This is a genomic window from Clostridium sp. (assembly GCF_034179595.1).
Classification (GTDB): Bacteria; Bacillota; Clostridia; order Clostridiales; family Clostridiaceae; genus Clostridium.
On sequence record NZ_JAXFPT010000016.1, the window covers coordinates 44098 to 59119 of the forward strand.

A 15022-nucleotide genomic window follows, 5' to 3' on the forward strand; every position below is an offset into this window, starting at 1 on the left:
ATTAATTTTGATATACATTTGCTGAATATCCCTTTCTATTTTTAAAAGGATTATTATTTACTATTTCTTCAGCTTCCTTAAAATTTCTTGCCTTAAAAACTATAGTCCAACCGTCTTTATCATACTTTCCTGCACACATTAAATACTTTTTTGAATCTCCAAAACTTCCTTGTCTATCTATAATTAAGCTATTAATTTCTCCAATATTTTTATAATTTAATTTTACAAAAACACTTGAATCTGAACTCATAAATAACACTCCTTTTAATTCTCATATATCATATTTTTTCTTATGTTAACAATATATGTTGTAATATTTTTATTATTACCAATTATTAAGATTTTTAATAAATAAAAAGAGAGCTTATTAAATAATAAACTCTCTTTTATTAAATATTATTTATAATTCTGTTTTAAAATTCAGCTATATTAAATACTTCTAAATTGTTCTCATTTTCAAAGTGTTTCTTCTTAACATCTATGATGGCCTTTAGTGTATCAAGAGCTGTTATAACCCCTATATTTCTTTCTACAGCAGCTCTTCTTATTAAGAATCCATCTCTTTTTGAGTCATTACCCTTAGTTGGTGTATTTATTACTAAATCTACTTCTTTATTCTTAACAATATCTAATATATTTGGTGTTTCTTCATTTATCTTTCTTACTTCTTCTGCATCAACATCATGTTCTCTTAATAGATTACATGTTCCTTCTGTTGCTACAAATTTATATCCAAGTTTTGAAAGCTCTACTGCCATATTTAAGAACTCATCTTTATCATGATTATTAATTGTTGCAAGAATTTTTCCCTTTTTCATTCCTGGGAACATATTTGCCCCAACAAATCCTTTATATAAAGCCTCCTCTATATTTTTGCCTATTCCTAATACTTCTCCTGTAGATTTCATTTCTGGACCTAATGATACTTCAACATTAGGAAGCTTTTGAGTTGAGAATACAGGAACCTTAACTGATACTAATTCTGGCTCTTTATAAACATCTACTCCATAACCTAAATCTTTAATCTTATATCCAAGCATAACCTTTGTTGCAAGGTCTACTATTGGAACTTTAGATACCTTACTTATATATGGTACTGTTCTTGATGCTCTTGGATTTACTTCTATTACATATAATTGCCCCTCAAATTCGATAAATTGTACATTTATCATTCCTTTTATTCCTATTGCTAGAGCGAGTTTCTTAGTATATTCTAATACCTTGCCCTTAATTTCATCACTTATATTTTGGCTTGGATACATAGTAACACTATCCCCAGAGTGTACCCCAGCTCTTTCTAAATGTTCCATTATTCCTGGTATTAAAATATCTTCCCCATCTGATATCGCATCTACTTCTATTTCTTTTCCAACTAAATATTTATCTATTAATATAGGATTTTTAGAATCCTTTTTAAATGCATTTTCAAGATAATATATTAATTCATTTTCATCATAAGTTATTTCCATACCTTGTCCACCAAGTACATATGATGGTCTAACAAGTACTGGGAATCCTAACTTTTTAGCCTCTTCTAATCCTTCTTCTACAGTCCATATTCCTCTACCCTTAGGTCTTAGTATTCCAAGCTCTTCTAATAATTCATCAAACTTTTCTCTATCTTCAGCTAAATCTATTTGATCTGCTGTTGTTCCAAGTGTAGGTATATTTTTTTCTTTTAAGAAATTAGCAAGCTTTATAGCAGTTTGACCTCCAAATTGAAGTATTACTCCATCTGGATTTTCTTTTTCTACTATATTAAGTACATCTTCTTCTGTTAGTGGTTCAAAATATAGCTTATCTGATATATCAAAATCTGTACTTACTGTTTCTGGATTGTTATTAATTATAATAGTTTCAATATCCATATTTTTAAGTGATTTTACACAATGTACAGATGCATAATCAAACTCAACACCTTGTCCTATTCTTATTGGGCCTGAGCCTATAACTATTACTTTCTTTCTATCATTATTTACAACAACTTCGTCATATTGCTCATATGTTGAATAATAATATGGTGATAAAGCTTCAAACTCTCCAGCACAAGTATCAACCATTTTATATGAAGGTTTTATATTCCATATACTTCTTAATTTATAGATATCTTCTGGACTTACATCTAAAAAGTCTGCAATAGCTTTATCTGCAAAACCTTTTTTCTTTAATTTTAATAACCATTCTTTATCTAAATCTTCAAACTTACTTAGCTTTAGTCTTTGCTCTTCATCTACTATCCACTTAATTTTATCTATGAAGAATCTATCTATTCCTGTTATCTCAGATACCTTTTCAGCTCTATAATCTCTTCTTAAAATTTCTGCAAGTGCAAATATTCTTTCATCATCTGGAGTTACTACTTTTTCTTTTAATTCTTTAATGCTTAAATCTTTAAATTTCTTAAAGTCTAATGAATATCTTCCTATTTCTAAACTTCTTATTCCCTTTAAGAATGCTTGCTCAAAATTAGCACCTATTGCCATTATTTCTCCTGTTGCCATCATCTTTGTTCCAAGTGCTCTATCTGCCCCAAAGAATTTATCAAAAGGCCACTTTGGTATTTTACATACAACATAATCAAGTGTTGGTTCAAAACATGCATATGTTTTTTGTGTAACTGAATTTTTGATTTCATCTAATCCATAACCAAGAGCTATCTTCGTAGCTAGCTTTGCTATTGGATATCCTGTTGCCTTTGATGCTAATGCTGATGATCTTGAAACTCTTGGATTTATTTCTATTACAGCATATTCAAAGCTTTCTGGATTAAGTGCAAATTGTACATTACAACCACCTTCAATACCTACAGCATTTATAATATTTATTGATGCTGTTCTAAGCATTTGATACTCTTTATCTGATAAAGTTTGAGATGGTGCAACAACTATACTATCTCCTGTGTGTATTCCAACTGGATCTATATTTTCCATATTGCATACAGTTATACAGTTTCCATATGAATCTCTCATTACTTCATATTCGACTTCTTTCCATCCCTTAACTGATTTTTCTAAAAGAACTTGTCCTATAGTACTTAATTGTAATCCTGACTCTAATATTTCTTTAAGTTCTGCTTCATTATCTGCAATTCCGCCACCAGTTCCTCCAAGAGTATATGCAGGTCTTACTATAACTGGATATCCTATTTTATTTGCAAATGAAATTCCAGATTCTAAATCAGTTATTATTTCACTTTGTATAACTGGTTCATTTATTCTGTTCATCATATCTCTAAATAGTTCTCTATCTTCGCCTTCTTTTATAGACTCGATAGATGTACCTATTACTTTTACATTATATTTATCTAAAATTCCAGCATCATAAAGGTCTACTGCAAGATTTAATCCTGTTTGTCCGCCCATTCCTGCAAGTAAACTGTCTGGTTTTTCTTTTTCTATTACTTTTTCAACAAACTCTAATGTAAGAGGTTCTAAATAAACTTTATCTGCAACTTCTCTATCTGTCATTATCGTTGCTGGATTTGAATTTATTAAAACAACTTCTATTCCTTCTTCTTTTAACGCTTGGCAAGCTTGAGTTCCTGAATAATCAAATTCTGCTGCTTGTCCTATAACAATTGGTCCTGATCCTATAACTAAAACTTTTTTAATATCTTTATTTAATGGCATAATTTCAATCCTCCTAAGCTATCTTATAGTGCATAATCTAAAAATCTATCAAATATATATTCTGAATCCTTAGGACCAGCTGATGCCTCAGGATGGAATTGAACTGAATAGATTGGCATAGTTTTGTGTTTCATTCCTTCTATTGTTTCATCATTTATATTTATGTGAGTTACTTCTACATCTTGTGGAATATCTTTTACATAATATCCATGGTTTTGTGATGTTATGTGTACTTTTCCTGTTTCTAAATCTTTTACTGGATGGTTTCCACCTCTATGTCCAAATTTTAATTTTGCTGTCTTTCCACCTAAGCTTAATGCTAATAATTGATGCCCAAGGCATATACCTACTACTGGTTTTTTCCCTATAATATTTTTAATAGTTTGTATTTCTTCGCTTAAATCTTCTGGATCTCCAGGTCCATTTGATAAGAATACAAGATCTGGGTTTACACTTAAAATTTCTTCTGCTGATGAACTTGATGGAAATACAGTTATCTTGCAATCTCTCTTTTTAAAACATCTTAAAATATTTGTTTTTATACCATAATCAATTACAGCTACATGTTTCCCAAAACCTTCAATTTCATACTTTTCTTTAGCACTCACTATATGTACTGCTTCTTTGTTTGAAAAGCCATAAATTTTATCCTTAACATCTTCTAAATTTGAATTATCTAATACAATGATTCCCTTCATTGTTCCATTATTTCTTAATACTTTAGTTAATGCTCTTGTGTCTATTCCTTCAAGCCCTATTATTTTGTTTTGTTTTAAGTAATCATCTAAAGTTAATTCGCATCTAAAATTATTTGGAGTTTCACATTTTTCTCTAACTATAAATCCTCTAACTTGAGGTTTATCTGATTCAATATCTTCTAAATTAACTCCATAATTTCCTATCAAAGGATATGTCATAGTAACTATCTGTCCATAATATGATGGATCAGTTAATACTTCTTGATATCCTGTCATACCTGTAGTAAAAACTACCTCGCCAACACTTTCTTTTAAATAACCAAATGCATTTCCTTCAAAAATCATGCCATTTTCTAATATAAGCTTTGCTTTCATGCTTAGCCCTCCTCTATATATTAGTTAATCGCTAAAAATACACTTCATAAAGATAAAATTTATTAAATAAAAAAGGATAATAAAAAGACTACAACATTTAAATTGCTCTTCCTATTATCCTCGTATGTTTATAGTTATAAAAATCTACCTTCAAAAACAAAGCTATGATATCAATATTCTTAATAACATAGTTACATACTCCTTTTTGGCCTCACAGGACCAATTTAAAGTGTACTTTAACTTAAATTTATTCTTTTTTCTTATTTTAATTTATGGATATTTCCATGTCAAGGAACTTATTACAATTATTTTTTAAATATAGATCATTTATCTTATAATATAATTACTTATTTGTGCTAAATATTATTTTTCTAATTATACTTCTAGGTAAAAATTTTGTTGCTATAACCATTAGTTTATTATTAAATCCAGGTACTATAATGGCTTTCTTATTCTTAAAGCCATTATATGCTTCCCTTGCAACATCTTCTGCATCCATTAAATATTTTTTTGCCTTTTCAGATTTTTTAATCCCAGCATTTTTTTGAAACGATGTTTTTACAGGACCAGGACAAACGCAAGATACATTAACATTAAATTCTTTTGATTCTTCATAAAGTGCTTCTGATAATGTAAGAACATATGCTTTTGAAGAATAATAAGTACTCATCTTAGGCCCACCAACAAATGCCGCTGTTGATGCCATATTAAGTATTCCTCCTGATTCTCTCTCCTTCATTAATGGCAAAAAATATTTTATAAGTCTTGTTAATGCAACAATATTTATATCTATAAGTTTTATATCTTTATTAGTATCTACTTCATCAAAATATCCAAAGCTTCCAATACCCGCATTATTAACTAAATTTTCTATAACTAAATTTTTCTCTTCAACAAATTCTATAAGTTTTTCACATGAATTATCTATACTTAAATCTAATTTTAGTATTTCAACTGATACTTTAAATTCTTTTTCTAAAGCTTTTTTTGTAGCTTCAAGTTCATTTAAAATTCTTGAAACTATGACTAGATTATTTTTATCCTTGGCAAATAACTTTGCAAGTTCAAGCCCTATGCCTTTTGTTCCACCAGTTATTAATGTATATTTTCTATCCATTTTAAAATCTCTAAATATTATCTCCTATTTATTATATATCATAAATCATCTTAATATGAGGGATTTCAGCTTCATCATAAACATCAGATACCACATGAAATCCAAGTGATTCATATAAATCTTTTACATATAATTGTGATGATATTTTTATTTTTTTATCATTAAAGTTTTCTTTTATGTATTTTATTGCTTCTTTTACCACAACCTTTGCAAGCCCATATCCTCTATACTCTTTTTTTACTAATACTCTTCCAATACTAGGAGCATCTTCATATGCTAAACCCTTTGGTAATACTCTAAGATACGCAGCTATTTTATCTCCATCTTTAGCATATATATGTATACAATCTTTATCTTTTCCATCAAATTCATTTTCACATGTTATCTTTTGCTCACATGCAAAAACTTCAAATCTTTCTTGTAAAATTCTATATAAATCATCCCTTGTAAGTTCATCAAATTTTTGAACATAAAGTTTCATTAAAATTTCTCCTTTTTTTAAAGCTCACCCTAAACTTTTAGGGCAAGCTTTATTATTTATAATCTATTTATCTTATTTGTCCATTTCCAAATATAATATATTTAATTGTAGTAAGTTCTTTAAGTCCCATAGGTCCTCTTGCATGAAGCTTTTGAGTACTTATTCCAATTTCAGCTCCAAGTCCAAATTCAGCTCCATCTGTAAATCTTGTTGATGCATTCACATAAACTGCTGCTGCATCGACTCTTTGTAAAAACTTTTGAGAGTTTTCATAGTTTTTAGTTACTATAGCTTCTGAATGACCTGTATTATATTTATTTATATGAGCTATAGCCTCATCTATATCTTTTACTACTTTAACACTCATTATATAATCTAAATATTCTTTATAGAAATCTTCTCCTGTAGCCTCTTCCATATCTTTTACTATTTCTCTTGCTTTTTTATCGCCTCTTAAAACTACATCTTTATCTCTTAAAGCTTGTGCAAGTATTGGAAGTAACTCTTCTGCAACGCCTTCATGTATAACTAAACTTTCAGCGGCATTACATACTGCTGGTCTTGAAGTCTTTGCATTAACTACAATATTTTTTGCCATTTCAAAATCACATTCTGAATCTATATAGATATGGCAGTTTCCTGTTCCTGTTTCAATTACTGGAACTGTTGCATTATTTACAACAGCTTTTATAAGTCCAGCTCCACCTCTTGGAATTAAAACATCTATATAATCATTTAACTTCATCATTTCTGTAGCAACTTCTCTACTTGTATCTTCAACAAGTTGAACTGCATCTTCTGTAATATTTGCTTCTTTAAGTCCTTGTCTAAGTGCTTTTATTATAGCAATATTTGAATTTATAGCTTCTTTTCCACCTCTTAATATTACTGCATTACCTGACTTTAAACAAAGTCCAGCTGCATCACAAGTAACATTTGGTCTTGCTTCATATATTATTCCTATTACACCAATAGGAACTCTTTTTTGTCCAATCTGGAGTCCATTAGGTCTATTCCACATTCCTATAACTTCTCCAACTGGATCTTGTAGATTTATAATTTGCATTAACCCATCTGCCATGCCTTCAATTCTGCTTTTATCTAATGATAATCTATCAAGCATAGCTTTGCTTGTTCCATTTTCTACTGCCTTTTTTAAATCTTTTTTATTTTCTTCTATTATATTATCTGCATTTTCTAAAAGATTTTTTGCCATGCTCTCTAATGCTCTATCTTTATCTGTAGTAGTAAGATTAGCTAATATATATGATGCTTCTTTTGCATTCTTTCCCTTTCTTATCAACTCACTCATCTTAATTCCCCTTTCTATTTTTTAAAAATAATGTCCCTATTTCTTTGCCATTTAAAATATCTAATATTATCTTTGGTTCTTCTCCATTTGCTAAAACCATATCTATTCCAGAATTAGTAGCAGTTTTTGCAGCTGTTAATTTAGTAATCATTCCGCCTGTACCAAAGTTTGTTCCAGCACCTCCTGCTGCTTTTTCTAATTCTTTTGTTATTTCATGTACTTCATTTAAAAGTTTGGCATCTTCATTATTTCTTGGATCTTTATCGTAGAATCCATCTATATCAGAAAGTATTATAAGAAGATCTGCATTACAAAGCTTAGAAACTATAGCTGATAAATTATCATTATCTCCAAATCTAACTATATTTTCTATTTCATCAATTGAAACTGTATCATTTTCATTTACTATTGGAACTACTCCCATTTCTAATAGTGTATTAAATGTATTACATACATTATTTCTTACATGATCATCTTCAATAACATCTCTAGTAAGTAATACTTGACCTACTGTATGACTATATTCTCCAAAGAATTTACTATATATATGCATTAATTCACATTGTCCTATTGATGCAACTGCTTGTTTTTCTCTAATAGTTTGGGGTTTTACTTTTAACTTTAGTTTACTGCTTCCAACACCAATTGCTCCTGATGTAACAAGCACAATTTCTTTACCAGAATTCATTAAGTCTGAAATAATTCTAGTTAATCTCTCAATTCTTGTTAAATTAATATTCCCATTTTCATATGTTAATGTTGACGTTCCTACTTTAATTACTATTCTATTAGCATCTTTTATTTGTATTCTGTTATTCATTTTGTACAACCCCTTGTATTTTAAATCTATTTTTTAAACTGATATAATTATATATTTTTATAATCATATTTTCCATAAAATTTGCAATATATATAAAATTTGAAATATATATAAATATTTTAAACTTTTTATGATTCTTTTTAAAATTTGAAATAAAAATGTTATACTATAATTAAAAACATTTTCAAGAATTAACACATCCTATTTCACACAACTACAACTACATAAACAAAATTTATTTATGTGATAGGGTTTTAGAGTTAAACACAGGAATTTCTTCTTGTTTAACTCTTTTACTTTGTTTTAAAATTTTAATTTTATTAATGATAATATTAATATTTTTATTATATTATAACTATTAATTTTTATGGGGGTGTTCTCATGGTTAGCTTTTTAGCTGAAATGATTGGAACAATGATACTTATTTACTTTGGTGATGGAGTAGTAGCTAATGTTGTTTTGAAAAAAACAAAAGGCTTCAATGGTGGATGGATAGTTATAACTACCGGATGGGCTTTTGCTGTTGCTATCCCTGCATTTATATTTGGAGCTACAAGTGGTGCTCACTTTAATCCAGCACTTACTTTAGCATTAGCTTGCATTGGAGATTTTCCTTGGAGTCAAGTTCCTATGTATATAACTGCTCAAATGATTGGTGGATTTTTAGGTGCTGTCTTAGTATTTCTTCAATATTACAATCATTTTGAAGAAACTGAAGATAAGGATGCAAAGCTTGGAGTATTTTGTACAGGCCCAGCTATAAAAAATGTAAAATTTAATTTTATTAGCGAATTCTTAGGAACATTTTTCTTAGTATTTGCAATCTTAGGTATAAACTCAGTTCAAATGGCTAATGGATTAAATACACTTGCAGTAGGCTTATTAATATGGGCAATAGGATTAAGTAATGGGGGAACAACTGGATACGCAATTAATCCTGCAAGAGATTTAGCTCCAAGAATAGCCCATGCAATACTACCTGTACCAAATAAAAGAGATGCTGATTGGAAATATGCATGGATTCCAGTAGTTGCACCTATACTTGGTGGATTAGTTGGCGCATTTGTATTTGTTTATTTATTTAGATAAACAATTTTAACCTTATACTTATAATACAAAAGAACTATCAAAGATTTGATAGTTCTTTTTTACTTATTTTTTATCTTTATTTATTACCTTCTGTATAATTATTTATAGTGTGTTGTACACTATTTATACATTGGTCGATTGAGTTTATTGAGTTTTTAATTAAACTTTTATTTTGTTGTTTTTCTGCTGAACAAACTGCTTCATTTAATTTTGTTTTAGCTTTATTTAATTCATCTAAACAACATTTTACATTTTCTATAGCGTTCTTTGCCATCGGAACTCACTCTCCTTTTTTCTTCTGATTACAATATTATTGTCTGTATTTTAATATAATTAATACTTATATGTTTAAGGTTATAATTCTAATATTTTCATGCATAATTTTCGAATATTTTTTTGAAAAAGGGTATATTTTTTTCATGTTTTAGGTTATTATTATTATCTATAGTGCATATTTATAAATAATTTATACACTTTTATAAAGGAGATTTAATATGGAAAAGGTAAATAAAAAATATTGTAATTTATCATTATTAAGATTTATAATACCCTCTTTAATTGGAATTTCTTTATTTATTGTTCCACTTAAAATAGAAGGTCAAATAACTATACCAATAGCATTTATGGCTAATTTTATTCAAAATAATTTTTCTGATTCGTTAAAACTACTAGCATTAGTACTTATATCACTATCTGTTATAGGTAGTGTTGTTATAAAATTATTCAAACCAAAGTTTTTGACTGAAAATAGCTTCTTAAATAACTTATTTAATGTAACTCCATTATGGTTTATAGCTAGAATTTTAGGCTTAATTTTTGTTATATGTGCATTCTTTAAAATTGGACCTGAATTTATCTGGTCAAATGATACTGCTGGACTTGTTTTAAATGATTTATTACCTATATTAATAGCTGTTTTCTTTTTTGCAGGCTTCTTACTTCCACTACTTTTAGATTTTGGTCTTTTAGAATTTGTTGGTTCAATATTAACTAAGTTTATGAGACCATTATTTAATCTACCAGGTAGATCTTCAATTGACTGTATAGCATCATGGCTTGGTGATGGAAGTGTTGGTATACTTTTAACTTCAAAACAATATGAACAAGGTTTTTATACTAAAAGAGAAGCTGCTGTAATTGGAACTACATTCTCTGCTGTTTCAGTAACATTTTGTTTAGTTGTAATATCTCAAGTAGGACTTGCTCACATGTTCTTGCCATTTTACTTAACAGTTACAGTTGCAGGAATTGTTGCAGCAATAATAATCCCTAAAATACCACCTCTTTCAAGAAAGGAAGATGAATATATTGGTGGTAATGAATCTAAGAATTTAGAAATCATACCAGAAGGTTATACTCCTTTTTCTTGGGGACTTGAAAAGGCTGTAGAAAAAGCCAGCCAAAATACTGATATAAAAGAGTTTTTCATATCAGGTGCTAAGAATGTTTTAGATATGTGGATTGGTGTTCTTGCAATAGTTATGTCTATGGGTAGTATTGCACTTATAATTGCACACTATACTTCAGTATTCCAAATACTTGGAACTCCATTTATTCCATTTTTAAAATTACTTGGCGTTCCAGAAGCTATAGCCGCTTCACAAACATTAGTTGTTGGATTTGCTGATATGTTTATCCCTTCAGTTCTTGCAACTTCTATAAGTAGTGAAATGACAAGATTTATAATTGCTTGTGTATCAGTTACTCAGCTTATTTATATGTCAGAAGTTGGTGGGCTTTTACTTGGATCAAAGATTCCAGTTAGATTAAAAGATTTAATAATTTTATTCATAGAAAGAACTATAATAACATTGCCTGTTATTGTTTTAATGGCACATTTATTCTTCTAAATAAAAAATCTCATCTAAATAGATGAGATTTTTTTATTTAAACTATGAGATTATTATTTTGTCTTATTCCAATAAGCTAAAGCTTCAACTTCAAGTTTTTTTAGTCTTGTATAGTAATCTGGAAATTCCATTAAATGTGCTAAAGCTATTTTACCTGTTAATATAGGATCATCATGTGTAACATCAGTTCTTGGTGATCTACTTCCATGTTCAAGTTCTACATCTAACCCCATTCTAAATTGATCTATATCAAATCTTTCCTTTGAAAAATCAATCTTCAATCCTTCAGATATCTTTTCTGCCTCCTCAAGAGTAAAAGATTTTTTAATTGGTTCTCCTCTAAATATCATTGTTACCCAATCATTGTAATTCATTTTCTAATTCCATAAATATTACTTTTCAAAGTTAATATATGATTCATATATAGAATTTGAAACATTATTTACCTTTGATTTCTATCTCTACAAATGTTTCATTATAAGTTACTTGTCCACCTATATCCGATTTTCCTGAATCAGTTAATTCATTAGGATTTCCGTGTTTTCTCCACCAACCTACATACATCATTACAATATCATCACCTATAGAATTATCTATACTAACTTTCACTTTTATGCTACCATTTTCAGATTTTAATTTTACAATTTCACCATCAGATATTCCTTTATATTTTGCCATATTTTCATTTATATAAGCTTTTGAAATTCCTTCTTTATCTATAAAATGATAACTTGATAAAGAATCTCTATCATGATTAGTTAATAATCTAAATTTACCTTTTTTATCATCTTTAAAATCCTCTTTATATAAGGAAATTTCTATTTTACCAGATGGAGTTAAAAACTTTTTATCTTCCCATGCAACACTTTTATGTATTGTTATATATTCATCTCTTATTTTATCTAATGATATATCTTTATAGTATTTCTTAAGTGGTTCTATAACTTTAGTCAAATATTCTCTCTTTGAAACTAATGGATAATTTTTAAGCTTCATTCTTTTTGCTAATTCTCTAAAGAAATAATATTCATCCATTAATTTTTCTTTAGGCTCCATAATCTTTTCATTAAAAATAATATATGGATTCATCATTGAACTAAAGATTATATCTTCACTTTCTAATGTAGTTGTAGTTGGAATAAACATATCACATACTTTTGCAGTATCTGTCATAAACATATCAAAACAAACCTTAAATTCAACTTTTTCTAATGAATCTTTAAGCTTATTTATATTAGGTAATTGGTTTAATAAATTACTCTTAGTTATAACAGCCATCTTTACTGGAACATTTATTTTTTCTAAACATTCTTTATTTTCTATATTCTTAGTAAATATTTTATCTTTATAATATGTATCACCTTTTAGTGATTCATCAATAAAATCACTCATATCACTAACGTAAAATAATCTATTATCAGCAAAATCTTCACTATTATATGGATCTTTATCTAATACTCCAAGAAATACTTTATTAGCATAGTTTACTCCACCACCACTAAAGCCTACTTGTCCTGTTATTGCACCTAAAGCATCTATAGCTCTAATTGTGTTTCCACCATTTTTATACTTTTGCATTCCATATCCTAATAAAAGAGTAGAATACTTATCTGTATATAAATCTACTAACTTTTGTACCTCTCCTTTACTTACTCCAGCTTTTCTTAAAAGATCATCTAAATTTAATTCTTCAAGATAATCCTTATATTCAGTAAATCCTAATACATAAGATTTTATATATTCTTCATCATATAAGTCTTGCTCTACTATTATTTTCCCCATCGCTAAAGCTAAAGCAAAATCTCCACCAGGGTTTACTCTTATATATAAATCAGACATCTTAGCACTTTCAGTATAGATAGGATCTATAACTACTACTTTACTTCCATTATCCTTAGCTTTTTTAAGCATTTTTGTTGTGTGTATAGTAGTAAATGCAGGATTTTTACCCCAAACAAATATACTTTTACTATTTAACATATCCTCTAATGAATGACTTTTTGCACTTCCAAAATCATATTTTTGTGCCTTCATTCCAGCACTCCAACATGGTCCACCTTTTGCTTCACTTACTCCTCCATACATATTTAAAAACATATTAGCTATACTTTTTAATACAGAGCCATTACCATATTGCTCATAATACATTATTGATTTTGATCCAAAATTATCTTTGTAGTATTTTAATTTTTCAGCCATTATATCTAATGCTTCATCAAAGGATATTTCAACCCATTTATTATTTTTCTTTATCATAGGACTATATATTCTATCCTTATGATTTAATTTATCTACATGAGCTAATCCTTTTTTACATACAAATCCCTTAGTATATGGATGATTTTTATCTCCCTCCATTTTTACTATCTTGTTATCTTCAACATAAACATTAAATTTGCAACAATCAAAACAATCAAGAGTACAACCATAACTTAACTTTTTCATAAAATCCCCCTTATATTTAAAAGTGCTTTAAAAATTTTTATCTATAAACTTTTTAATAGTATTCCAATAAAGTTCTGGATCTACTACTGCTGCTCTAGCATGTGCTGCACCTTTTATAACTAATTTTTCTTTAGTACAATTTGCTGCATCATAAAGCTTGTCTAACATAAAATATGGGACAAAATCATCTGCATCTCCATGTATAAATAATGTAGGTATTTTTGACTTTGCAACTTGTTTTACTGCAGAACCTTCTCCGAACCAATATCCAGCCTTCATTTTACACATTAAACTTGCAACATTAATAATTGGGAATGATGGTAATTTAAATAATGCTTTTAATTGATATGCAAATTCATCTTTAACTGATGTATAACCACAGTCTTCTATTATTACTTTAACATTGCTTGGAAGTTCTTCTCCAGATGTCATCATAACAGTTGCCGCTCCCATTGATACTCCATGAAGTATTATATTTGCATCTTTATCTTCTTCTATTATTTTATTTATCCATCTTATAATATCTAATCTATCATGCCATCCCATTCCTATATAGTCACCTTCACTTTGTCCATGACCTCTTAAATCTGGAACTAACACATTATATCCCATATCATAAAACTTATTTGCAAAGCTTGCCATGAATTTACCTTCACTAGTATATCCATGAACTACTATAACCCAATTATTTGTTTTCTTTGGATTTTTAATTTCATAACTATGAAGTTTAAGCCCATCATCAGATTGTATATACGCATTTTCATAATTAGACTTATTTAAAAGCCAATCTATATCGTAATTATTAATTTGTCCACTAGTTTCATCTTTATCTACTTTATTTTCACTTTTCTTTTTACTATTAGAAAATACCTCATCTTTTGAAGTATGAGGATTAAGTGCTAAATTATAAAAATAATTTCCTATAAAAGCTAATATACCACATAATAGTACTAAAATTACTAAGCCTATTAATACTACTTTCTTCATAAGTTTATCTCTCCTTTCATTTAATTATATAGTCTTTTCTAATATTTATTTTATTTTTAATCTTCTATATCTGTTAAGTGCAGCCATTATTTCTTGTCTTCTTGGAAGTGCTAAATTTCCAGATCCACCTTTTGTTCCACTAATTGATAATAATCCTTTATTTTTTATTTCATCTAATATTTTATCTGTTATTTCAATCATAGTAAGATTATTATTAAC

The 15022-nt window shown here is 28.3% G+C and carries 13 protein-coding genes and 1 pseudogene; 2 read left to right on the forward strand and 12 right to left on the reverse strand.

The features are described 5' to 3' along the window. Position 1: 1 nt before the first annotated feature. The 7 genes from SPJ33_RS01730 to proB form a co-directional block, all read right to left on the reverse strand. Positions 2 to 250, reverse strand: a complete 249-nt coding sequence (locus SPJ33_RS01730) for a hypothetical protein (RefSeq protein ID WP_321116242.1) — start codon at positions 248 to 250, stop codon at positions 2 to 4. Between the two features lie 163 nt (positions 251 to 413). After that, positions 414 to 3629, reverse strand: a complete 3216-nt coding sequence (carB, locus tag SPJ33_RS01735) for a carbamoyl-phosphate synthase large subunit (protein ID WP_321116243.1) — start codon at positions 3627 to 3629, stop codon at positions 414 to 416. Between the two features lie 23 nt (positions 3630 to 3652). Then, complete coding sequence (gene carA, locus SPJ33_RS01740; RefSeq protein WP_321116244.1) at positions 3653 to 4702, reverse strand: glutamine-hydrolyzing carbamoyl-phosphate synthase small subunit; 1050 nt, start codon at positions 4700 to 4702, stop codon at positions 3653 to 3655. 343 nt (positions 4703 to 5045) lie between these two features. After that, positions 5046 to 5819 (reverse strand): SDR family oxidoreductase, encoded by a 774-nt coding sequence (locus tag SPJ33_RS01745; RefSeq protein WP_321116245.1) that lies wholly within the window; start codon positions 5817 to 5819, stop codon positions 5046 to 5048. A 31-nt stretch (positions 5820 to 5850) separates the two neighbouring features. Continuing rightward, a complete protein-coding gene (locus tag SPJ33_RS01750; RefSeq protein ID WP_321116246.1) occupies positions 5851 to 6300 on the reverse strand; it encodes a GNAT family N-acetyltransferase in 450 nt (149 codons plus the stop codon). A 67-nt stretch (positions 6301 to 6367) separates the two neighbouring features. Next, positions 6368 to 7612: a glutamate-5-semialdehyde dehydrogenase gene (locus SPJ33_RS01755; protein ID WP_321116247.1), complete on the reverse strand. Its 1245-nt coding sequence runs from the start codon at positions 7610 to 7612 to the stop codon at positions 6368 to 6370. Between the two features lies 1 nt (position 7613). Then, complete coding sequence (gene proB / locus SPJ33_RS01760; RefSeq protein ID WP_321116248.1) at positions 7614 to 8432, reverse strand: glutamate 5-kinase; 819 nt, start codon at positions 8430 to 8432, stop codon at positions 7614 to 7616. A gap of 381 nt (positions 8433 to 8813) precedes the next feature. Here proB and SPJ33_RS01765 point away from each other — a divergent pair, with 381 nt between their 5' ends. Then, the gene (locus SPJ33_RS01765; protein ID WP_321116249.1) at positions 8814 to 9521 is read left to right on the forward strand and encodes an MIP/aquaporin family protein; all 708 of its coding nucleotides are present in this window, start codon (positions 8814 to 8816) and stop codon (positions 9519 to 9521) included. A 76-nt stretch (positions 9522 to 9597) separates the two neighbouring features. Here the strand turns inward: SPJ33_RS01765 and SPJ33_RS01770 are convergent, their stop codons facing one another. Beyond that, the gene (locus tag SPJ33_RS01770) at positions 9598 to 9795 is read right to left on the reverse strand and encodes a hypothetical protein (protein ID WP_321116250.1); all 198 of its coding nucleotides are present in this window, start codon (positions 9793 to 9795) and stop codon (positions 9598 to 9600) included. A 220-nt stretch (positions 9796 to 10015) separates the two neighbouring features. Here SPJ33_RS01770 and SPJ33_RS01775 point away from each other — a divergent pair, with 220 nt between their 5' ends. Beyond that, positions 10016 to 11371: a YjiH family protein gene (locus tag SPJ33_RS01775; RefSeq protein ID WP_321116251.1), complete on the forward strand. Its 1356-nt coding sequence runs from the start codon at positions 10016 to 10018 to the stop codon at positions 11369 to 11371. Positions 11372 to 11424: 53 nt separating this feature from the next. Here SPJ33_RS01775 and SPJ33_RS01780 read toward each other — a convergent pair whose 3' ends face one another. The 4 genes and pseudogenes from SPJ33_RS01780 to SPJ33_RS10635 all read right to left on the reverse strand — a co-directional run. Beyond that, positions 11425 to 11745 (reverse strand): DUF5661 family protein, encoded by a 321-nt coding sequence (locus SPJ33_RS01780; RefSeq protein ID WP_321116252.1) that lies wholly within the window; start codon positions 11743 to 11745, stop codon positions 11425 to 11427. A gap of 64 nt (positions 11746 to 11809) precedes the next feature. After that, positions 11810 to 13816 carry a molybdopterin-dependent oxidoreductase gene (locus SPJ33_RS01785; RefSeq protein WP_321116253.1) on the reverse strand — a complete coding sequence of 669 codons (2007 nt, stop codon included), beginning with the start codon at positions 13814 to 13816 and terminating at the stop codon, positions 11810 to 11812. A gap of 27 nt (positions 13817 to 13843) precedes the next feature. Next, complete coding sequence (locus SPJ33_RS01790) at positions 13844 to 14803, reverse strand: alpha/beta hydrolase (protein ID WP_321116254.1); 960 nt, start codon at positions 14801 to 14803, stop codon at positions 13844 to 13846. Between the two features lie 45 nt (positions 14804 to 14848). Beyond that, positions 14849 to 15022 (reverse strand): annotated as a pseudogene (locus SPJ33_RS10635) (isopentenyl-diphosphate delta-isomerase); the annotation flags it as partial.